This is a genomic window from Bacillus sp. NS1, assembly GCF_058248265.1.
Genome location: NZ_JBZAZF010000001.1, coordinates 444,255 through 465,096 on the forward strand (window position 1 = coordinate 444,255; position 20,842 = coordinate 465,096).

The window sequence follows — 20,842 nt, forward strand, 5'->3', positions numbered from 1 at the left end:
GCAGCTTGCTGGCGAGTTGATGAATCAAGCTGTGTTAACACCGGCAAAGGGGATGTAAAAGATGAAAAAGGCCCTGGCAGCAGGAATCTTGCTCATTGCGATTGAGAGCATGGTTGGCACCATTTTTCCGCAGGCTCTTTCATATGAAACGATGTTTGGCGTAGCGTCTCTCGTTTTGATTGGGCTTGCGATCATCACTTCGGGTTTGGCTGTAAGCGGAAGCGATCAGCGGGCAAACTACCATTCAGAAACCAAAGAAGGCCGTACAGCCCGCTTGAAAATGGCTGCTGCTTTCTTTGTTGCGGCGATACCTTCTATTTTATGTTATTTGCTGACGGTTTTGTTTTAATGAAAAAAGGAAGCCCCTCAGGCTTCCTTTTTTTGCAGCAAAACAGAATCCCATATCCAATAGACAAGAGCTGTTAAAACAGCGAAAAGATAGAAGGCCGTATTTTGAAACAGAGATTGTCCCGAAGGCTGCAGCACGCCGAAAATGATCGCATTGGCAATAGAAGCTGCGGCAAGGTAATACAGCAGATACAAAGGGCTGAACCGTTTCGGCTTTTTATTCATCATGAATTGAAGCGGCAGCGCGAATATCAAATAAGGAAAAAGAAAATAAAATGCCATCGTTATGACAGCGGCAATGATAAATGAATGAATATAGATAATCGAATAAAGAACCGACATCGTGAATGCTGATAACAGCACTGTATAATTATATTTCATCTTAAACCTCCTAAAACACTATCGTACCATAAATTAGATTAACAGCTTGCTAGATTTTTTTCACCCTGTACGTTTACCTCAGGCGCTTCTTGTCCATAATAGGGCTAGAAACAAAGCACGGAGAGGAACGGTGGGGACCGATGAAAAAAACAGTAATCATATGTATATATATCTTTCTTTTATTATCCGGAGCGCTTGTAGGGCTGGCAAAAGAAGAGACGGCACAGCAATCAGAAAATCAGCCGGTGGTCATACCGGACGAGGCGATTCGCCTGAGAATATTGGCAAACAGCGATAGGGATCAGGACCAGCAATTAAAGCGGCATATCAGAGACGCGGTCAATAAAGAAATTACAACATGGGTAGAGGATATCACTTCTATTGAAGAAGCGCGGCGTGTGATTCGCTCAAAGCTCCCTGAAATCAAAGCAATTGCAAAGGAAACAATGGAGAAAGAAGGAGCGAACCAATCGATCTCCGTTGACTTTGACAAAATCTCATTTCCGACAAAGCTTTACGGCAACATGGTATATCCTGCTGGTGAGTATGAAGCGATTCTGATTACGCTTGGAAACGGTGACGGCGCCAACTGGTGGTGTGTGCTGTTCCCGCCGCTCTGCTTTCTCGATTTTTCTAACGGGGAAGCCGTAAAAGAACAAGAAGATAAAGAAGCTTCAAAAAAACAGACTGAAAAAGTGCTTGAGGACGTAACAGCTAAAGCGGAAAAAGCCAAAAAAGAAGAGAAAGAAGAGAAGGAAGACGGCACAGAAGTGAAGTTCTTCTTAGTCGAATGGATTTCCGACCTTTTTTCCTAATCACCTGGTCTAAAAATAGATTTGCCTCATAGATTGGAAGAAAGAATGCAAAAAACGGGGTGAACGGATGTTTTATCAACTGCGGGTGGCAAGGGAAAAAGACGGAGACGTGCTCGAGGAATTTTTAAAACAGGCGAAAACCAATCATGAAGGCGTGAAAGAAGGCTTCACCCAGTTTCTTATGCTGGAGGACAGCGAGAAAAACATTGCCGGCTGTCTCGGAATTGAAAAAATAAGCTGTGATCAAGGGCTGCTGCGATCACTTGTGATATCGGACAAGCTTCACCAAGGCCATATTGTGACGCTCTTTCAGAGCATGGAGGTGCTGTGCGAGAAGCATCAGATCAAAACAGTATATTTAATAGCGAATCAGCATTCCTCTGCTGACTTTCTGGCGGCACTGGGATTTGAACCAGCTGAAAGCGTACCTGAAGAGCTGTTTTCTTCTGATCACTTCTGTGAATCGCGGCAAACGGAAGGGGCCGTCTTGATGAAAAAGGCGTCTGGATAAGGATGATTTATACACATACTTATCCACCTCTTCATTAGCGTTGTCCACAATTTGTGGATAACGCTTGTTTTATTACAGGACATCTTTTATACTTTCAAAAGGATTACACGCATAAAACAATCGTTTTATTGTTGTGAATAAGGAGTTTGGTCAGAAAATGAAAACGAAAAGATGGTTTGTGGATGTAACTGACGAGTTATCCACAAATGATCCACAAATTGCACAAGCAGCCGCTTTGCTCCGGGAAAATGAGGTCGTTGCGTTCCCGACAGAAACGGTATACGGTCTCGGCGCAAACGCGAAAAACACAGATGCCGTCAAAAAAATATATGAGGCAAAAGGGCGTCCGAGCGATAATCCCCTGATTGTCCACATTGCGGATATCAGCCAGCTTGATGATTTAACGGGTCCGGCGCCGGAAAAGGCGAAAACATTGATGAAACGGTTTTGGCCGGGAGCACTTACGCTCATTCTTCCTTGCAAACCTGGTGCGCTCTCACCTCGTGTAACGGCAGGGCTTGAAACGGTTGCCATTAGGATGCCAGATCATCCTCTTGCTCTAGCATTGATTCGCGAGTCTGGTTTGCCGATTGCGGCACCTAGCGCCAATCTATCAGGCAAGCCAAGTCCGACAAAGGCGGAACATGTGGCTCACGACTTGGATGGACGCATAGCCGGACTTATGGACGGAGGCCCTACCGGGATTGGGGTCGAATCAACCGTACTTTCATGTGAGGGAGACATCCCTGTTCTCCTGCGCCCGGGCGGCATTACGAAAGAACAAATTGAAGCGGAGATCGGACCGATCCTTGTGGATAAAGGACTCAGCGATCAAAATGAAAAGCCGATTTCTCCGGGGATGAAATATACGCATTACGCGCCGACAGCGCCGCTTGCCATTTGTGAAGGCGGCCCAGAGCGCATTCAGCATCTCATTCAAGAATATCAGCAGGGCGGGAAACGGGTCGGTGTCCTGACGACAGAAGAAAACGCGGGCGTTTATTCGGCTGATTATGTGAAGAGCTGCGGAAGACGGGCTCAGCTTGAGACTGTTGCGGCAGCGCTGTACGATGCTTTACGCAGCTTTGATGAGAATAAGGTGGATTTTATTATCGCGGAATCCTTTCCGGACACGGGCGTCGGTCTCGCCATTATGAACAGGCTGATGAAAGCCGCCGGTGGAAGAGTGATTCGCTGAACACAGTCAGATGTTCTAACCCTTTTTGGACACGCATAGGCTAAAAAAGCGGGGCGTGTCCAAGGGGGTTATTCATGTATGTCGGATTTGTTCATAGGCGAACTGATTACGTTAAGCATCATGGCGTTTGCTTTAGGGATGGATGCTTTTTCTGTCGGTCTCGGAATGGGCATGGTCAAACTCAGGAAAAAGCAGATATTCTATATTGGTTTCATCATCGGCCTCTTTCACGTCATCATGCCTCTCGGAGGGATGGCGGCCGGTAACATGCTGTCGGGGCTCCTCGGCGTGTTAGCGGTTTATATCGGGGGTTCGCTGCTTTTTGTTCTTGGGGTTCAAATGCTTATGGCTTCTTTTAAACAGTCAGAAGAACGATTCATGTCACCGACAGGGCCGGGCTTATTGCTGTTTGCCGTCGGCGTCAGCATTGACAGCTTTTCCGTCGGTTTGAGCTTGGGGATATACGGATCGCATCCGCTCCTTACAATTACCCTGTTCGGGCTGTTCAGCATGATTTTGACATGGCTGGGCCTGCTGATCGGAAAACAAGTGCAGTCGTGGCTTGGCACATACAGCGAAGCGCTCGGGGGCATCATATTAATCGTATTCGGCCTAAAGCTGCTTTTGCCAATTTAATATACCAATAAAAGAAACGAAGTCGCCGTTTCTTTTTTCTTCATATATAATAGAGAAAAATAAGGGGTGACTGACATGAACATTATTTTTGTCTGTACTGGAAATACGTGCCGCAGCCCAATGGCTGAGGCGCTTTTTAAATCAATTGCAGAAACGGAAGGGCTGAATGTCAGTGTCCGCTCGGCAGGCGTGTTTGCTTCGCCTAATGGGAAAGCGACGCCTCACGCGGTCGAAGCGCTGTTTGAAAAAAACATTGCCCTGAATCATGTGTCTTCTCCATTAACTGAAGAACATATGAAATCAGCTGATCTAATTCTGGCTATGACCCATCAGCACAAACAGATCATTGCCAGCCAATTTGGACGTTATCGTGATAAAGTGTTTACGCTAAAAGAATATGTCACAGGCAGCCACGGGGATGTCATCGATCCGTTCGGCGGTTCAATTGATATCTATAAGCAAACGAGAGATGAGCTTGAAAAGCTTCTTCGGCAGCTGGCAAAACAGCTAAAAAAAGAAGGCAGGTAAGTTGTCAGAAAATCTGCAAACAGGTCATTTGCAAATCCTGCGTGAAGGAGTAGAATATAGTGAAAAGCACATCATATGGTGTGAATCAAAGAGCGGACAGGCTGCGCGGTCAACATAGCGGGCGGGGCCGCATCACACACGCTGGGAGGAAAAGCAGATGAAAGTAGCCATAGCATCGGATCATGGCGGCGTTCACATTCGAAATGAGATCAAAGAGTTAATGGACGAATTGCAAATTGAATATATTGATATGGGCTGTGACTGCGGCAGCGGATCTGTCGATTATCCGGATTATGCTTTTCCGGTGGCCGAAAAAGTGGTTAGCGGCGAAGTTGACAGAGGCATTTTAATTTGCGGGACAGGCATTGGCATGAGCATTTCCGCTAATAAAGTCAAAGGCATCCGCTGCGCGCTGGCGCACGATACATTCAGCGCGAAGGCGACGAGAGAGCATAATGACACCAACATCCTCGCGATGGGTGAACGGGTGATCGGCCCTGGTTTGGCGCGGGAAATCGCGAAAATCTGGCTGACCACTGAGTTTACTGGCGGAAGACATCAAACCCGTATTGGAAAAATCTCAGATTATGAAGAGAAAAACCTGTAGGGGTGCTGTCAATGAATAAGATCAAGCAAACGTGGAGTGCGATGCTGTCTGAGTTTCAGGAACAAGCGGGATTAAAACAGGATCAGCTCTTTGTCCTCGGATGCAGCACGAGCGAAGTGGCCGGCAGCCGGATCGGAACATCAGGCAGTGTAGACATCGCAGAAAGCATCTACAGCGGGCTTGCCGAGCTTAAGGGAAAAACGGGGATACATCTCGCGTTTCAATGCTGTGAGCATTTGAACAGAGCGCTTGTCGTCGAGGAAGAAACAGCCCGGTTATTCAGGCTTCCAACTGTTTCTGCCGTACCCGTTCCAAAAGCGGGCGGGGCGATGGCTGCTTATGCGTTTAAGCAGATGAAGTCTCCTGTTCTTGTCGAAACCATTCAGGCTGACGCCGGAATAGACATCGGCGATACGTTTATCGGCATGCATCTAAAGCCGGTAGCTGTCCCTGTGCGCGTCTCTCAAAATGGTCTCGGTGCAGCCCATGTGACATTGGCGCGTACGCGGCCGAAACTGATTGGCGGAGTGCGGGCGGTTTATGAGTGCGAGTGAAAGGACTGCTTGGCCAGTCTTTTCTTTTATTTTAGGGCAGCATAATAAATCCCGAACTTTAATTTAAATTTAAGTTATTAATATTCGTTTTTACCAATAAAAGTTTTGATTTTTTAAAAATAATCTTTTACATTGGCCTAAAAAACCATGTACAATAGTGGTGGTAAAAACAAAGAACAGGATACGGATAGGAGAGGATCTCGCTGATGAAACATTTACCTGCGCAAGACGAACAAGTGTTTAACGCCATTAAAAATGAGCGTGAACGCCAACAGACTAAGATCGAATTAATTGCTTCTGAGAACTTTGTAAGTGAAGCGGTTATGGAAGCACAAGGATCTGTTTTGACAAATAAATACGCTGAAGGATATCCGGGCAAACGCTACTATGGCGGATGTGAGCACGTCGATGTCGTTGAAGATATCGCTCGTGACCGCGCGAAGGAGATCTTTGGAGCGGAGCATGTAAACGTTCAGCCGCATTCAGGTGCACAAGCAAACATGGCAGTGTACTTCACGATTTTGGAGCAGGGCGATACTGTACTTGGGATGAACCTCTCCCACGGCGGCCATTTAACACACGGAAGCCCAGTCAACTTCAGCGGTGTTCAATATAACTTTGTTGAGTACGGCGTAGATAAAGAAACTCAATATATTGATTACGATGACGTGCGTGAAAAAGCCCTCGCTCATAAGCCGAAGCTTATCGTAGCAGGAGCAAGTGCGTATCCTCGTACAATCGACTTTAAAAAATTCCGTGAAATTGCTGATGAAGTCGGCGCTTACTTCATGGTGGATATGGCGCATATCGCAGGACTTGTTGCGGCAGGCCTTCATCCGAACCCGGTTCCTTACGCTGATTTCGTTACAACAACAACACATAAAACACTTCGCGGACCTCGCGGCGGTATGATCCTTTGCCGTGAAGAGTTCGGCAAGAAAATCGATAAATCAATCTTCCCTGGCATTCAAGGCGGCCCGCTGATGCACGTTATTGCCGCAAAAGCTGTTTCATTCGGGGAAGTATTGCAGGACGATTTCAAAACATATGCACAGAACGTCATTTCAAATGCAAAACGCCTGGCTGAAGCGTTAACGAAAGAGGGCATCCAGCTCGTTTCAGGCGGAACTGACAACCACCTTATTCTTGTTGACCTTCGTTCTCTCGGACTGACTGGTAAGGTTGCGGAGCACGTGCTTGATGAAATCGGTATTACGTCTAACAAAAACGCGATTCCATACGATCCGGAAAAACCTTTCGTCACAAGCGGTATCCGTCTTGGTACAGCAGCTGTGACAAGCCGCGGTTTTGACGGAGATGCATTGGATGAAGTCGGTGCCATCATTGCACTTGCATTGAAAAACCACGAAGATGAAGGAAAACTTGAAGAAGCAAGACAGCGTATAGCTGCTTTGACTGATCGATTTCCTTTATATAAAGAATTAGATTACTAAGATCCTAAAAACCCGCTCGGGCTTATGCCGGGCGGGTTTTTTGACGATGTTCTTGAAACTCCATGTCTTTTTTTGTAGAATCAATAGAAGTGTGTAATTGTTGATGGGACAATAAAAAAGGAGCTGAAACACAGTATGGGAAAGGTTTATGTATTTGATCATCCTTTAATTCAGCACAAGCTGACATATATACGGAATGTAGATACAGGTACGAAGGATTTTAGAGAGCTTGTAGACGAAGTAGCCACACTTATGGCATTTGAAATTACCCGCGATCTTCCTCTGGAAGAAGTGGATATCAAAACACCGGTTCAGGCTGCGAAATCGAAAGTCATCTCAGGGAAAAAACTCGGAGTGGTTCCGATCCTCAGAGCGGGATTGGGAATGGTTGACGGCATCTTAAAGCTGATTCCTGCGGCAAAAGTGGGACATGTCGGCCTGTACCGTGATCCTGAAACCTTAAAACCCGTGGAATACTATGTCAAGCTTCCTTCTGACGTGGAAGAGCGTGAATTCATTGTGGTTGACCCGATGCTGGCCACAGGCGGTTCTGCAGTTGAAGCCATTCACAGCCTCAAAAAACGCGGTGCGAAAAATATTCGATTCATGTGTCTTGTAGCGGCGCCGGAGGGTGTGGAAGAATTGCAGAAGCATCATTCGGACGTGGATATTTACATCGCGGCACTTGATGAAAAATTAAATGAAAAAGGTTATATTGTTCCCGGCCTCGGAGATGCAGGAGACCGTATGTTTGGAACAAAATAAAAAAAGAAAACCCCGAAAAGGGTTTTCTTTTTTTATCCAGTTATTTGCTATTCGGTCAATTTGTATACAATTATAGGTGAAAATGTGAACATTCTGTGGAGGCGTACAGTATAAAAAGTTTTTTAACTTTAAACAGATTGACACATGTTAGGGGCTATTGTATGCTAAACGAGGGTATTATGAGAAGGTTTTCATAGCTTTCATTATAGTCCTCATCCCCAATGTAAATCCTCTCAGCAAACCCGTTTTATGAGGATTTATTTAAGCGAATGAAACAGCATCCCTGCAAGGCTTGCGGATGAATGATTTTTTCGAACAGGCCCGTTTTGTCGGTCAAAAAAGGTCTTCTACTAGGGTTAACCGCTGATTTATGCCGTATCTAAGCTATACATTATTTTTTCATCAGGAGACAGATAATTGATGGACGATCCCAAGCTTACATTTAGCAGACAACGCAAATACCTATTGTTCATTTTGGCAGTGTATGTACTGGGTTATGGTTTAACAGCGTATAAAACCGTTTTTTTAGGCCTTATTCTGGGAACTGTTTTCAGTTTGTTTAATTTTTTACTGCTCGTCAGGAGAATGAATGCTTTTGACAGAGCCGTTGAGAAAGGGAAGTCCATACGATCTCTTGGGAGCGCAGCGCGCTGGTGCAATGCGATTCTTGCTGCGGCTATTGCCTATAAAAATCCCGAGCACTTTCATATGGCAAGTACAGTTATTGGATTAATGACAATATACCCTGTCATTATGATAGATTCCTTTATCCAGCTTAAACGTTCATCAATGGAAGAGAGGTGAAAACCCTTTGAATCATGAATACAGAACTATTGAATTTCTAGGTCTTACTTTTAATCTGACAAACATTCTGATGATTACTGTGGCGAGTGTGATTGTTTTATTGATTGCTATATTAACGACAAGAACGCTTTCGATCCGTCCTGGAAAAGCCCAGAATTTTATGGAATGGGTTGTGGATTTCGTCCGCAATATTATCGGCAGTACAATGGATTTGAAAACAGGGGCTAACTTCTTGGCACTTGGTGTCACATTGCTGATGTACATATTTGTGTCGAATATGCTGGGGCTGCCGTTCTCTATTACAATCGGACATGAGCTCTGGTGGAAATCTCCGACAGCCGATCCTGCCATTACATTAACGCTAGCCGTAATGGTTGTTGCTTTAACGCATTACTATGGTGTGAAGATGAAAGGGCTCAAGGAATATTCCAAAGACTATTTAAGACCTGTTCCATTCATGCTCCCGATGAAAATCATCGAAGAGTTTGCGAATACGCTGACTCTTGGTTTGCGGCTTTATGGTAACATCTTCGCCGGTGAGATTCTTCTCGGCCTGCTTGCGGGATTGGCGACAAGCCATTATTCACAAAGCGTGGCTCTCGGTCTTGTTGGTACAGTCGGCGCCATTCTGCCGATGCTGGCATGGCAAGCATTCAGTTTATTTATAGGTGCCATCCAAGCGTTTATCTTTACAATGCTGACGATGGTATACATGTCTCATAAAATCAGTCATGATCATTAAAACATTATATCCAAACGGATAACATTTTAAAGGAGGAACTTTTTCATGAATTTAATAGCAGCTGCGATTGCAATTGGTTTAGGCGCACTTGGTGCAGGTATTGGTAACGGTTTGATTGTTTCACGTACGGTAGAGGGGATTGCCCGCCAGCCGGAAGCAGGTAAAGAACTTAGAACTCTTATGTTCATGGGTATCGCATTAGTTGAAGCCCTTCCTATTATCGCTGTCGTTATCGCATTCTTAGCGTTCTTTGGCTAAGCATAAAAGCCTTATATGAACTAAAAATGGCGAAGATCATTCCAAGAGAACCTTCGCCATTGCTTTATGTCTGATAAGCATCCCGCCTTGCCGGCTGAAAAGAGACAAGTGCGGCTGCTGGATCAGCAAAGAAAAACCTGCAGAAGGGAGTTGCCGTAGTAGATGTCTCAATTACCACTTGAACTAGGATTTTCGTTTAACGGCGGAGATATCCTGTTCCAACTGTTAGCTATGTTAATCTTATTAGCGCTTCTGAAGAAATACGCTTTAGGGCCGCTATTAAACATAATGAAACAGCGTGAAGACCACATCGCTGGAGAAATTACGTCTGCTGAAGAAAAAAATAAAGAAGCGCAGCAGCTGATTGAAGAGCAGCGCGTTCTTTTAAAAGAAGCAAGACAGGAATCCCAAACTCTTATCGAAAACGCAAAGAAACTGGGAGACAAGCAAAAAGAAGAGATTATTCAGGCTGCACGTGCAGAATCTGAACGTCTGAAAGAAGCAGCAAGAACTGAAATCGTGAAGGAAAAAGAACAGGCGGTTTCTGCTCTCCGCGAGCAAGTAGCGTCTCTTTCTGTCATGATTGCGTCGAAAGTGATCGAAAAAGAACTGGATGAGCAAGCTCAAGAGAAATTGATCCAGGACTATCTTAAAGAGGTAGGAGAAAGCCGATGAGTGGATCAGCTGTCTCTAAACGATATGCGTCAGCTCTTTTTGATATTGCCAATGAGTCTTCTCAGCTGAATCAAGTAGAAGAAGAGCTAAGCGTTGTAAAACAAGTATTTCAAAATGAAAAAGCGCTTAATGATGTGTTAAACCATCCGAAGGTGCCGGCTGCGAAGAAAAAAGAGCTGATTCAAAATGCATTTGGCTCTTTGTCACAGTCCGTGCTCAATACGATTTTTCTTTTGATTGACCGCCATCGTGCCGCGATTGTGCCTGAGCTCACAGATGAGTTTATCAAACTCGCAAATGAGGCTCGTCAAATAGAAGACGCAACCGTATATTCAGTGAAACCGCTGACGGATGCAGAAATTTTATCATTATCACAAGTGTTTGCAAAAAAAGCCGGAGTCGCTTCACTGAGAATCAGGAATGAAGTGCAGACGGATTTAATAGGCGGCATTAAAGTCCGCATTGGTAACCGGATTTTTGACGGCAGCGTAAGCGGAAAGCTTCAGCGCATTGAACGTCAACTAGCCGGGGAAAATCGATAGAAGGGGTGAAACCTAAGTGAGCATCAAAGCTGAAGAGATTAGCACGCTGATAAAACAGCAAATACAAAATTATCAATCTGATATTGAAGTTCAAGACGTAGGTACAGTCATCCAAGTCGGTGACGGTATTGCTCGTGTACACGGCCTTGACAATTGTATGGCCGGTGAACTTGTCGAATTTTCAAACGGTGTTTTGGGTATGGCTCAAAACCTTGAAGAATCAAACGTAGGTATCGTCATCTTAGGACCTTTCAGTGAGATCCGTGAGGGAGACGAAGTAAAAAGAACAGGCCGCATCATGGAGGTTCCTGTCGGTGAGGAACTAATCGGCCGTATTGTGAACCCATTAGGTCAGCCGGTAGACGGACTTGGCCCGATCCTCACAAGCAAAACACGTCCGATCGAAAGCCCTGCACCAGGCGTTATGGACCGTAAATCCGTTCATGAACCGCTTCAAACGGGTATTAAAGCGATCGATGCACTGATTCCAATCGGCCGCGGCCAGCGTGAGCTGATCATCGGTGACCGTCAAACAGGTAAAACGTCTGTTGCGATCGATTCGATCCTGAACCAAAAAGACCAAGACATGATCTGCGTATACGTTGCGATCGGTCAAAAAGAATCAACAGTCCGCGGCGTAGTAGAAACATTGCGTAAACACGGCGCGCTTGATTATACAATCGTTGTAACGGCGTCTGCGTCACAGCCGGCACCGCTTCTGTACCTGGCTCCATATGCAGGGGTTACAATGGCAGAAGAATTTATGTACAACGGCAAGCACGTTCTTGTTGTATACGATGATCTTTCTAAACAAGCGGCTGCTTACCGTGAGCTGTCCTTGCTTCTTCGCCGTCCGCCAGGCCGTGAAGCGTTCCCTGGGGATGTATTCTACCTTCATTCCCGTCTGCTTGAGCGTGCAGCAAAGCTTAGCGACGCGAAAGGCGCAGGATCAATTACAGCTCTGCCGTTCGTAGAAACACAAGCCGGAGATATCTCTGCTTATATTCCGACGAACGTCATTTCCATCACCGACGGACAGATCTTCCTGCAATCTGATTTGTTCTTCTCAGGCGTACGTCCAGCGATCAACGCCGGATTGTCTGTATCCCGTGTCGGCGGTTCAGCACAAATCAAAGCGATGAAAAAAGTATCAGGAACGTTGCGTCTTGATCTTGCGTCATACCGTGAGTTGGAAGCATTCGCTCAATTCGGATCTGACCTCGACCAAGCGACTCAGGCGAAACTGAACCGCGGTGCGCGTACAGTTGAAGTGCTGAAGCAGGATCTGAACAAGCCGCTTCCGGTTGAAAAGCAAGTAGCCATTCTTTATGCGCTGACAAAAGGATATCTTGATGATATTCCTGTAGCGGATATCAGACGTTTTGAAGAAGAGTACTACATGTACCTTGACCAAAACCATAAAGAACTGCTTGATGGAATTGCGAAAACAGGAAACCTTCCTGCTGATGAAGACTTCAAAGCTGCAATCGAAGGCTTCAAACGCACATTTGCACCAAGCAACTAACTCGAATGCTGATGAGAGAAAAAGGTTCTCTTTTTCTCTCTTTTTACGCAGATGAAGAGAAAAGGTGGTGAAATCTTTGGCCTCATTACGCGATATTAAGTCAAGGATCACGTCAACGAAAAAAACGAGCCAGATTACAAAAGCCATGCAGATGGTATCTGCGGCTAAGCTGAATCGTGCTGAAAACAATGCAAAATCATTTGTGCCATATATGGATAAGATCCAAGAGGTTGTGTCAAATGTCGGGAGAGTTTCCGGCAACGTGAAGCATCCGATGCTTCTCAGCAGAGAAGTGAAAAAGACAGCATATCTTGTCATTACGTCTGACCGCGGTCTTGCCGGCGCTTTTAACAGTTCGGTTTTACGAAGTGCTTATCAGGCCATGCAAGAACGTCATCAATCTAAGGATGAGTATGCGGTGATCGTCATCGGAAGAGTAGGCCGTGATTTCTTTAAGAAACGTGAGATTCCGATCATTTCTGAGTTAACAGGACTTGGAGATGAAGTAACGTTTACAGAAATTAAGGATCTTGCCCGACAAACGATCCAAATGTTTATAGATGGTGCGTTTGATGAATTGCACCTTGTTTATAACCATTTTGTCAGCGCCATTTCTCAAGAAGTAACGGAGAAAAAACTTCTGCCGTTATCTGATTTGGGCAGCGGCGGCGGAAAGAGAACGGCGTCTTATGAATTTGAACCGTCTGAAGAGGAGGTTCTGGAGGTTTTGCTTCCTCAATATGCAGAAAGCTTAATCTTCGGTGCGCTTCTTGACAGTAAAGCAAGTGAGCACGCTGCAAGAATGACGGCGATGAAAAACGCGACAGACAACGCGAAGGAACTTATCGATTCCCTTTCGCTTTCTTACAACCGCGCTCGCCAAGCAGCCATCACACAAGAAATTACGGAAATTGTCGGCGGAGCAGCCGCTTTAGAATAGAAAGATTTTGTCAGGAGGGATAGCGATGAAGAAAGGACGCGTTAGCCAGGTATTAGGACCAGTCGTCGACGTGCGTTTTGAAGATGGTCACTTGCCTGAAATTTATAATGCGATTAAAATTTCACAGCCAGCTGCAAGTGAAAACGAAGTAGGTATTGATTTAACGCTTGAGGTCGCTCTTCATTTAGGTGATGATACAGTCCGTACAATCGCAATGGCATCTACGGATGGTGTTCAGCGCGGAATGGAAGCTGTAGATACAGGAGCGCCAATCTCAGTACCGGTTGGTGATGTAACACTAGGCCGTGTATTTAACGTACTCGGAGAAAATATTGATTTAAATGAGCCAGTTCCTGCGGATGCGAAAAAGGATCCGATTCACAGACAGGCGCCTTCATTTGATCAGCTTTCAACTGAAGTTGAAATTCTAGAAACAGGTATTAAAGTTGTTGACTTGCTTGCTCCATACATCAAGGGCGGTAAGATCGGATTGTTTGGTGGCGCCGGTGTAGGTAAAACTGTATTAATCCAGGAATTAATCAACAACATCGCGCAAGAGCACGGCGGTATCTCTGTATTCGCCGGTGTAGGGGAGCGTACTCGTGAAGGGAACGACCTTTTCTACGAAATGAGCGACTCTGGCGTAATCAACAAAACAGCCATGGTATTCGGACAAATGAACGAGCCGCCGGGCGCACGTATGCGTGTTGCTTTGACAGGTCTTACAATGGCTGAGCACTTCCGTGATGAACAAGGACAGGACGTACTGTTCTTCATCGATAACATTTTCCGTTTCACACAAGCGGGTTCAGAGGTTTCTGCCCTTCTTGGCCGTATGCCTTCAGCGGTTGGTTATCAGCCGACGCTTGCGACTGAAATGGGTCAGCTCCAAGAGCGTATCACATCTACTAACGTTGGATCAGTTACATCTATCCAGGCGATCTACGTGCCTGCCGATGACTACACTGACCCGGCACCGGCAACAACATTCGCTCACTTGGATGCGACAACAAACCTTGAGCGTAAGTTAACTGAGATGGGTATCTACCCTGCGGTTGATCCGTTGGCTTCTACATCTCGAGCTCTTGCTCCTGAAATTGTCGGAGAAGAGCACTATGCGGTTGCACGTGAAGTACAGTCAACGCTTCAGCGTTACAAAGAGCTTCAAGACATCATTGCGATTCTCGGTATGGATGAATTGAGTGAAGAAGACAAGCTTGTTGTTCAACGCGCACGCCGTATTCAGTTCTTCCTTTCTCAAAACTTCCACGTGGCTGAACAGTTCACTGGACAAAAAGGTTCTTACGTGCCTGTAAAAGAAACGGTTCAAGGTTTCAAAGAAATCTTAGCCGGCAAATACGACCATCTTCCTGAAGATGCGTTCCGTCTTGTAGGCCGTATCGAAGAAGTTGTTGAGAAAGCAAAAGAAATGGGTGTAGAAGTTTAATCTGGTCCTAGGAGGGTAAAAGCATGAAGACCGTTAAAGTCAATATCGTTACTCCCGACGGCCCAGTATACGATGCGGATATCGAAATGGTGAGCGTGAGAGCCGAAAGCGGCGATCTCGGTATTTTGCCAGGGCATATTCCAACCGTGGCTCCTCTTAAAATCGGTGCTGTCCGTCTGAAAAAAGACGGACAGACTGAATTGGTTGCTGTCAGCGGCGGATTTGTAGAAGTCCGTCCTGATCAGGTTACCATCCTTGCCCAGGCTGCTGAGACAGCGGAAGGCATCGATAAAGAGCGCGCTGCAGCTGCACGTCAGCGGGCGCAGGAGCGTTTGAATTCTCAATCAGATGATACTGACATTCGTCGGGCTGAGCTTGCGTTACAGCGGGCTTTGAACAGATTGGATGTAGCAGGGAAATAAGAAAAAATCCTTCTCTTGATGAGAAGGATTTTTTTTATGAACGCACAAGAGAATCAAACAGCGACAAAAGCGGCTGACTCTCTTTTTTCCGCAAGTATAAACGATCACAGCAATTCATTGTATGCCATGATTTGAGATGTCTTCTAAAGCCCATTGTATAAGCGCCGTCTGTGTATGGGTAAGGCTTTACGATCCATTCAGCATCTTCATGATGAGCAATCACGCAATCTATAAGATAAACACTGATCATTTTCTCGAATTCTTCAATAGGAAGATTCCAATCAGCAAGCAAAAGCTCTTGTAAACTTTGAAAATAAAGGTTTTCAAGCTCTTCAAGGCTTTCTCTCGTATAGGTAAGAGAAATGTTATAAAACTGACACAATTCATTCAGTTCTTCAATCTGTGACTGTCTATAATCATAATAGAATGCAATTGCTTCCCATTCCTGATCAAAAATTGGCAGATCCTCACCGTATTGCTTTTCAGGCTGAAAAAAAGAATGATTCACATTTGCCAGCTCCTTTCCACTAAAGTATACCATGTAAAAGAATCGCACTTTAAGCGGGGATTAACCCTAGATTTGGCTGATTATTCCGTTCTGTATAAAATGTATCATCTTTATCCGTGCTTCCTATATAATAAGAAAGGGTATAAACGCGGAGAAAGGATGAAAGGAGTGGAATAGATGAGTGTACTGGGACAGCAGGCTGCAATCGGCATTGTCGTTCATCTGATTTTTATAGCGGTGACTTGGTGGGCGCTGCAAGCCGTCAATATAGATCCGTTAATCAAAAAAGGCAAAGTTGTGCAGGCAAGACTCCTGATGATTTTACTGACCATTGCTATTGGAACGGCCGTTTCGAATTTCTTTTTAGATTACCTCAATTATTCTCAGCAGCTTCCCTATCTATTTTAATAGGTTTTGAACATGATCATTACGGGAATGGTTTGGGAAGCGGGTTGAAGCGTTTTACGCGAGTTTTGACGAAGATTTTTACGTATGGCGCCTCTTGCCTCCGGTAAAACTGGGGGTAAGGGGGAGAGATAAACATGAAGAAAAAACAAGTAAGCCACGCCATTATCATATCCGTCATGTTAAGCTTCGTTATTGCTGTTTTCCATACCATTCATGCGACTGAATTAACGCCGTTAGCACAAATTGCAGAGGGGATGGAACGCCAAGATGTGTCAATAGATAAGTGGACATTGCATGCCAAACAAAACATGTCGCTAACCGAAAAAGAATTTTATCAAAAAGTGCAACGTTTAAAATCAGAGTATCGTCAATATGATTGGGCGATTGCACAGGAAGATAAAATCGTAAAGGCAGTTGGCACGTATACTGACAAAAAAAATCACACTTCTTTTAGACTGCAGCTTGTCACAACCCTCAAAAAACACAACCCAACTTCGTATTTACTATATGAGCAAATGAGTCTTAAGACACCGGATAGCTGGAATGATACATATCAACAGTTTGAACGGGAGACACTCGGGATATTCCAAGAAAAAGTAGTTATTTTTACTTGTCTAAATGGTCATTTAGATGATAATATGAATATTGTTTTGCAAAAAAAAGCAAATCAGTTATTAAACGAATTTCAAGCAAGATCTGTTGAACATGTAGTTGAGCCAAATTTCGTTTCTATTTCTGCGTTTACAGATGAGTGGAAAGAGTACATCATGACCTCGAAACATAAAATGAATTTGCAAATTGCACTTAGAAGTGCAGGAATGGGCGGAAAACATACCGTTACGGTTGGCACACCAATCGTTACGACTGAATATTAATATAGAGAATTTAGGGACGCGGAGGGGAATACCTTGGAAAAAATCATCGTCCGCGGCGGTCAAAAGTTAAACGGCACAGTCAAAGTTGAAGGCGCTAAAAATGCCGTTTTACCTGTTATCGCTGCATCTTTATTAGCAAGTGAAGAAAAAAGCGTAATTTGTGATGTACCTACGCTCTCCGATGTATATACAATTAACGAAGTGTTGCGTCATTTAGGAGCAGATGTGCATTTTGAGAATAATGAAGTGACTGTAAATGCTTCATACGCTTTGCAAACTGAAGCACCTTTTGAATATGTACGTAAAATGCGTGCGTCCGTGCTTGTCATGGGGCCGCTTCTTGCGCGTACAGGTCATGCAAGAGTTGCGCTTCCAGGCGGATGCGCAATTGGTTCCAGACCGATCGATCAGCATTTAAAAGGTTTTGAAGCAATGGGCGCAGAAATCAAAGTCGGCAATGGCTTCATCGAAGCTGAAGTAAAAGGCCGTCTACAAGGCGCAAAAATCTATCTGGACTTCCCAAGTGTAGGAGCTACAGAGAACCTGATTATGGCAGCCGCTCTAGCTGAAGGAACAACAACGCTGGAGAACGTGGCGAAAGAACCTGAAATCGTTGATTTAGCAAACTATATCAACGGCATGGGCGGAAAAATCCGCGGAGCGGGCACCGGCACCATCAAAATTGAAGGAGTCGAAAAGCTTCACGGCGTAAAACATCATATTATTCCTGACCGGATTGAAGCGGGCACGTTTATGGTTGCAGCTGCAATCACTGAAGGAAACGTATTAGTTAAAGGAGCGGTTCCTGAACACCTCACTTCTTTAATTGCCAAAATGGAAGAGATGGGTGTAACGATTAAGGATGAAGGTGAAGGCCTGCGTGTCATTGGCCCGAAAGAACTCAAACCGATCGACATTAAAACAATGCCTCACCCGGGCTTCCCGACTGATATGCAGTCACAAATGATGGCGCTTCTGCTTCGTGCAAGCGGCACAAGCATGATTACAGAAACTGTTTTTGAAAACCGTTTTATGCATGCGGAAGAATTCCGCCGTATGAATGGCGATATCAAGATTGAAGGACGTTCTGTCATCATTAATGGCCCTGTACAGCTTCAGGGAGCTGAAGTTGCAGCGACTGACTTGCGTGCAGGTGCAGCGCTGATTCTTGCGGGGTTAGTGGCTGAAGGTCATACACGTGTTACTGAACTGAAGCACTTAGACCGCGGTTACGTTGATTTCCATAAGAAGCTTGCAGCTATTGGCGCAGACATCGAACGTGTAAATGATGAGTCTGCTTCTGAGCAAGAGAACAAAGAAGTTGTTTCTGACTTAAACGCATAAACTTACCTAAAAAATCAGTATGTCACTCTGGCATACTGGTTTTTTATTTTTCGTGTATTATCATCATTATGCGCAAAATAGCAAAAAAGAATACGTAAATGACAAATAAAGTTTCTGTCCAAAACGAGAGTCATATTAGCTTGTCCCTGCCCATAGACTAGACTAGAGTCGAATCCCGAGCAGGAGGCAGCTGAATATGAAACAATTCGTAATTACACTATCCGTACTATGTGCATTGATTATCTTGATTCCCACACTCTTGGTCATACCGTTCCAGCATAATAAAGAAGCGGGGGCCAGCGTAGAATCAGGAAAGACAGCAGTCAGCACGAAACCAGCATCCAAAGGAGCGGAAACGTTGAAAGCATCACCTGTTTCTATTCCCGTCTATCGAACCGCAAATCAATCCGTAGAAGACATTCCGCTAGAAGAGTATGTCATTGGAGTGGTCGCCTCCGAAATGCCGGCAACCTTTGAATCTGAAGCGCTGAAAGCCCAGGCTCTCGCCGCCAGAACGTTTATTGTCAGACTGATGGTCTCAAATTCAGCAGTAGAGGCTCCTAAAGGCTCGCTGGTGGATGATACACAGATGTTCCAGGTGTATAAAAGCAAAGCGGAGCTCAAAAAACAGTGGGGCGCAAGCTATGAGCGAGATTTAAAGAAAATCACAGATGCGGTAACCAGCACGCAAGGCAAAATCCTAACGTACAACAACCAGCCAATTGAAGCCTCTTTTTTCTCCACAAGCAACGGCTACACAGAAAACGCAGAAGCCTATTGGACAAGTGCCATCCCATATTTAAAAAGCGTCAAAAGCTCATGGGATAAAAAGTCTCCGAAATATAAGGCAACGAAAACCTTTACAGCCTCAGAATTTGAGCAAAAGCTTGGCGTCAAGCTGGATGGGTCTGGCACTGTCGGGAAAATTACCGGAGAGACACCGGGCCATCAGGTCGCAACAGCCGTTATTAACGGCAAGACGCTCAAAGGCAGGGACATACGTGAAAAGCTTGGCCTCAATTCAGCCGATTTTGAATGGGAGCGAAACGGAGATACGATTACAGTCACGACGAAAGGATTTGGCCATGGTGTCGGGATGAGCCAATATGGTGCGAATTTTATGGCGAAAGAAGGTAAAACGGTTAATCAAATTGTGAAGTACTATTACCAAGGCACACAAATTTCAAACGCAGATTCGTTTTTGAATAAATATATGGCGAAGAAGTAAAAAAAGACGCTCACTGAGCGTCTTTTTGAGTTCCTGAATGTCTTTTATCTAAGGGCGGTTAAAACTGTTTAGAGAAGCTCCTGACAGTCTTTAGAGCGACAAGGCCCTTTTTCCTGATTTATGGCTTTGAGATTGTGGTAAAGTAATCCACATGTATCGACAGACTTCGACAGACTCATATAACGAAAGCCGAAAGGCCGACAATCTTCTTTTTTCATAATAATGTTAGGCGGAAATCACTAATAAAAACAAAGATTTCTATGCAAAAGTAAACAACAGCAATGGGGAAGCCCGCCCTATTTATTTCTCTGTTTTTGTCGATTACGATTAGTTATGTTCAGCGTTGAACATCTGCACGCAGAAACAAATTTGTAAAGGGGTACGAACATGAAGAAAAGATTTTCACTGATCATGATGACAGGCTTGCTATTTGGATTAACTTCACCTGCTTTTGCGGCTGAAAAGAAAGAATCGGAAGCTGAAGCTCCGGCAAACGTGGCAGTCTTGCTTGATGCCAGCGGAAGTATGGCGAAAAGAATAGACGGTGTATCTAAATTTAATTCAGCTAAAAAAGAAATTTCTAAGTTTGCTAGCTCACTGCCGGAAGGAACTCAGGTGAAAATGAGTGTGTTTGGTTCAGAAGGAAACAATAAAAATTCCGGAAAGGTTCAATCTTGTGAATCCATCCGCAACGTATACGGTTTCCAAAGCTTTAACGAGCAAAGCTTTCTCAATTCTCTCAATGCAATTGGGCCGACTGGCTGGACGCCAATTGCCAAAGCGCTGAACGAGGCGAAATCTTCTTTTGACCAGCTTGATACTAAAGGGGAAAAAGTGGTGTATCTGTTAACAGACGGTGAGGAAACGTGCGGAGGAAATCCAATTAAAACAGCAAAAGAACTGCACAAAGACAATATCACTGTTAATGTGATCGGTTTTGATTATAAAGAGGGATACAAAGGCCAGCTGAACGCAATTGCGAAAGTTGGCGGCGGTGAATACTTTCCTGCTTATACTCAAAAAGATGTTGAGAAAATCTTCACTCAGCAATCATTGATGTTATCTAAATAAGAAAAAAGAGGCTGATAGTGATCAGCCTCTTTTTTGTATGTAACATAAAGTTCAAAAGTAATCAGGTGCCAGCCTGTAGCATAGTAGCAGATTTCCGTTTTTCTGTGAAGATCAAGGCGAAAAAAGAATGAATGATGTCACACTCTGTATATGCTTTCTGGGCGAAAAAGGCTAAATATCATCGGTATTTCAAGCGATTTTGAACAGAAAGCGAAAGCGGCACAAAAGGCAGCTTGCCCTATATCTTTTTGCATTA

The 20,842-nt window shown here is 44.7% G+C and carries 26 protein-coding genes; 24 read left to right on the forward strand and 2 right to left on the reverse strand.

From position 1 onward, the window contains the following. Nucleotides 1-61: 61 nt before the first annotated feature. The gene (locus tag AC4CV5_RS02245) at nt 62-349 is read left to right on the forward strand and encodes a DUF5316 family protein (protein WP_326222282.1); all 288 of its coding nucleotides are present in this window, start codon (nt 62-64) and stop codon (nt 347-349) included. 17 nt (nt 350-366) lie between these two features. Here AC4CV5_RS02245 and AC4CV5_RS02250 read toward each other — a convergent pair whose 3' ends face one another. Continuing rightward, nucleotides 367-729, reverse strand: coding sequence for a UPF0715 family protein (locus AC4CV5_RS02250; RefSeq protein ID WP_222142208.1), 363 nt, complete (start codon nt 727-729; stop codon nt 367-369). Nucleotides 730-869: 140 nt separating this feature from the next. Here AC4CV5_RS02250 and spoIIR point away from each other — a divergent pair, with 140 nt between their 5' ends. From spoIIR to AC4CV5_RS02340, 18 genes are all read left to right on the forward strand, one after another. After that, nucleotides 870-1,544, forward strand: coding sequence for a stage II sporulation protein R (gene spoIIR, locus AC4CV5_RS02255; RefSeq protein WP_490922020.1), 675 nt, complete (start codon nt 870-872; stop codon nt 1,542-1,544). Between the two features lie 67 nt (nt 1,545-1,611). Next, nucleotides 1,612-2,055 carry a GNAT family N-acetyltransferase gene (locus AC4CV5_RS02260; protein WP_166847244.1) on the forward strand — a complete coding sequence of 148 codons (444 nt, stop codon included), beginning with the start codon at nt 1,612-1,614 and terminating at the stop codon, nt 2,053-2,055. A gap of 157 nt (nt 2,056-2,212) precedes the next feature. Further along, complete coding sequence (locus AC4CV5_RS02265) at nt 2,213-3,253, forward strand: L-threonylcarbamoyladenylate synthase (protein ID WP_490922021.1); 1,041 nt, start codon at nt 2,213-2,215, stop codon at nt 3,251-3,253. A 78-nt stretch (nt 3,254-3,331) separates the two neighbouring features. After that, complete coding sequence (locus tag AC4CV5_RS02270; protein ID WP_490922022.1) at nt 3,332-3,889, forward strand: manganese efflux pump MntP; 558 nt, start codon at nt 3,332-3,334, stop codon at nt 3,887-3,889. 75 nt (nt 3,890-3,964) lie between these two features. Next, a complete protein-coding gene (locus AC4CV5_RS02275; RefSeq protein ID WP_490922023.1) occupies nt 3,965-4,417 on the forward strand; it encodes a low molecular weight protein arginine phosphatase in 453 nt (150 codons plus the stop codon). 157 nt (nt 4,418-4,574) lie between these two features. After that, a complete protein-coding gene (gene rpiB / locus AC4CV5_RS02280; RefSeq protein ID WP_003221910.1) occupies nt 4,575-5,024 on the forward strand; it encodes a ribose 5-phosphate isomerase B in 450 nt (149 codons plus the stop codon). A gap of 11 nt (nt 5,025-5,035) precedes the next feature. Then, nucleotides 5,036-5,578: a TIGR01440 family protein gene (locus AC4CV5_RS02285; RefSeq protein WP_166847255.1), complete on the forward strand. Its 543-nt coding sequence runs from the start codon at nt 5,036-5,038 to the stop codon at nt 5,576-5,578. Nucleotides 5,579-5,784: 206 nt separating this feature from the next. Then, nucleotides 5,785-7,032, forward strand: coding sequence for a serine hydroxymethyltransferase (glyA, locus tag AC4CV5_RS02290; RefSeq protein ID WP_166847258.1), 1,248 nt, complete (start codon nt 5,785-5,787; stop codon nt 7,030-7,032). A 135-nt stretch (nt 7,033-7,167) separates the two neighbouring features. Continuing rightward, the gene (upp, locus tag AC4CV5_RS02295) at nt 7,168-7,797 is read left to right on the forward strand and encodes a uracil phosphoribosyltransferase (RefSeq protein WP_166847261.1); all 630 of its coding nucleotides are present in this window, start codon (nt 7,168-7,170) and stop codon (nt 7,795-7,797) included. 420 nt (nt 7,798-8,217) lie between these two features. Then, nucleotides 8,218-8,601 (forward strand): ATP synthase subunit I, encoded by a 384-nt coding sequence (atpI, locus tag AC4CV5_RS02300; RefSeq protein ID WP_166847264.1) that lies wholly within the window; start codon nt 8,218-8,220, stop codon nt 8,599-8,601. 7 nt (nt 8,602-8,608) lie between these two features. Next, nucleotides 8,609-9,343, forward strand: a complete 735-nt coding sequence (atpB, locus tag AC4CV5_RS02305; RefSeq protein WP_166847267.1) for a F0F1 ATP synthase subunit A — start codon at nt 8,609-8,611, stop codon at nt 9,341-9,343. A 45-nt stretch (nt 9,344-9,388) separates the two neighbouring features. Next, nucleotides 9,389-9,601 (forward strand): F0F1 ATP synthase subunit C, encoded by a 213-nt coding sequence (gene atpE, locus AC4CV5_RS02310; RefSeq protein WP_003151167.1) that lies wholly within the window; start codon nt 9,389-9,391, stop codon nt 9,599-9,601. A 162-nt stretch (nt 9,602-9,763) separates the two neighbouring features. Next, nucleotides 9,764-10,276 carry a F0F1 ATP synthase subunit B gene (gene atpF, locus AC4CV5_RS02315; protein WP_003235774.1) on the forward strand — a complete coding sequence of 171 codons (513 nt, stop codon included), beginning with the start codon at nt 9,764-9,766 and terminating at the stop codon, nt 10,274-10,276. After that, nucleotides 10,273-10,818 (forward strand): F0F1 ATP synthase subunit delta, encoded by a 546-nt coding sequence (locus AC4CV5_RS02320; RefSeq protein WP_222142202.1) that lies wholly within the window; start codon nt 10,273-10,275, stop codon nt 10,816-10,818. Before atpF ends, AC4CV5_RS02320 begins: the two co-directional genes overlap by 4 nt. A 16-nt stretch (nt 10,819-10,834) precedes the next feature. Continuing rightward, a complete protein-coding gene (gene atpA / locus AC4CV5_RS02325) occupies nt 10,835-12,343 on the forward strand; it encodes a F0F1 ATP synthase subunit alpha (protein ID WP_003221888.1) in 1,509 nt (502 codons plus the stop codon). A 76-nt stretch (nt 12,344-12,419) separates the two neighbouring features. Further along, nucleotides 12,420-13,283 carry an ATP synthase F1 subunit gamma gene (atpG, locus tag AC4CV5_RS02330; protein WP_003235766.1) on the forward strand — a complete coding sequence of 288 codons (864 nt, stop codon included), beginning with the start codon at nt 12,420-12,422 and terminating at the stop codon, nt 13,281-13,283. 25 nt (nt 13,284-13,308) lie between these two features. Then, nucleotides 13,309-14,730, forward strand: coding sequence for a F0F1 ATP synthase subunit beta (atpD, locus tag AC4CV5_RS02335; RefSeq protein WP_166847273.1), 1,422 nt, complete (start codon nt 13,309-13,311; stop codon nt 14,728-14,730). 23 nt (nt 14,731-14,753) lie between these two features. Beyond that, entirely contained in the window at nt 14,754-15,152 is a 399-nt protein-coding gene (locus AC4CV5_RS02340) for a F0F1 ATP synthase subunit epsilon (RefSeq protein ID WP_003221882.1), read from the forward strand. A 34-nt stretch (nt 15,153-15,186) separates the two neighbouring features. Here the strand turns inward: AC4CV5_RS02340 and AC4CV5_RS02345 are convergent, their stop codons facing one another. After that, the gene (locus AC4CV5_RS02345) at nt 15,187-15,660 is read right to left on the reverse strand and encodes a hypothetical protein (RefSeq protein ID WP_222142201.1); all 474 of its coding nucleotides are present in this window, start codon (nt 15,658-15,660) and stop codon (nt 15,187-15,189) included. A 177-nt stretch (nt 15,661-15,837) separates the two neighbouring features. Between AC4CV5_RS02345 and AC4CV5_RS02350 the strand changes: the two genes are divergently transcribed. The 5 genes from AC4CV5_RS02350 to AC4CV5_RS02370 all read left to right on the forward strand — a co-directional run bounded on the left by AC4CV5_RS02350 (nt 15,838) and on the right by AC4CV5_RS02370 (nt 20,586). Further along, complete coding sequence (locus AC4CV5_RS02350) at nt 15,838-16,068, forward strand: DUF1146 family protein (RefSeq protein ID WP_166847279.1); 231 nt, start codon at nt 15,838-15,840, stop codon at nt 16,066-16,068. Nucleotides 16,069-16,202: 134 nt separating this feature from the next. After that, nucleotides 16,203-16,943 (forward strand): YwmB family TATA-box binding protein, encoded by a 741-nt coding sequence (locus tag AC4CV5_RS02355; RefSeq protein WP_166847282.1) that lies wholly within the window; start codon nt 16,203-16,205, stop codon nt 16,941-16,943. Nucleotides 16,944-16,976: 33 nt separating this feature from the next. After that, nucleotides 16,977-18,287, forward strand: coding sequence for a UDP-N-acetylglucosamine 1-carboxyvinyltransferase (gene murA / locus AC4CV5_RS02360; RefSeq protein ID WP_003221875.1), 1,311 nt, complete (start codon nt 16,977-16,979; stop codon nt 18,285-18,287). 196 nt (nt 18,288-18,483) lie between these two features. Continuing rightward, on the forward strand, nt 18,484-19,515 hold the full coding sequence (gene spoIID / locus AC4CV5_RS02365; protein ID WP_248602270.1) for a stage II sporulation protein D: 1,032 nt from the start codon (nt 18,484-18,486) through the stop codon (nt 19,513-19,515). A 387-nt stretch (nt 19,516-19,902) separates the two neighbouring features. Beyond that, nucleotides 19,903-20,586, forward strand: a complete 684-nt coding sequence (locus tag AC4CV5_RS02370; RefSeq protein ID WP_060399704.1) for a vWA domain-containing protein — start codon at nt 19,903-19,905, stop codon at nt 20,584-20,586. The last annotated feature ends 256 nt before the right edge of the window (nt 20,587-20,842 follow it).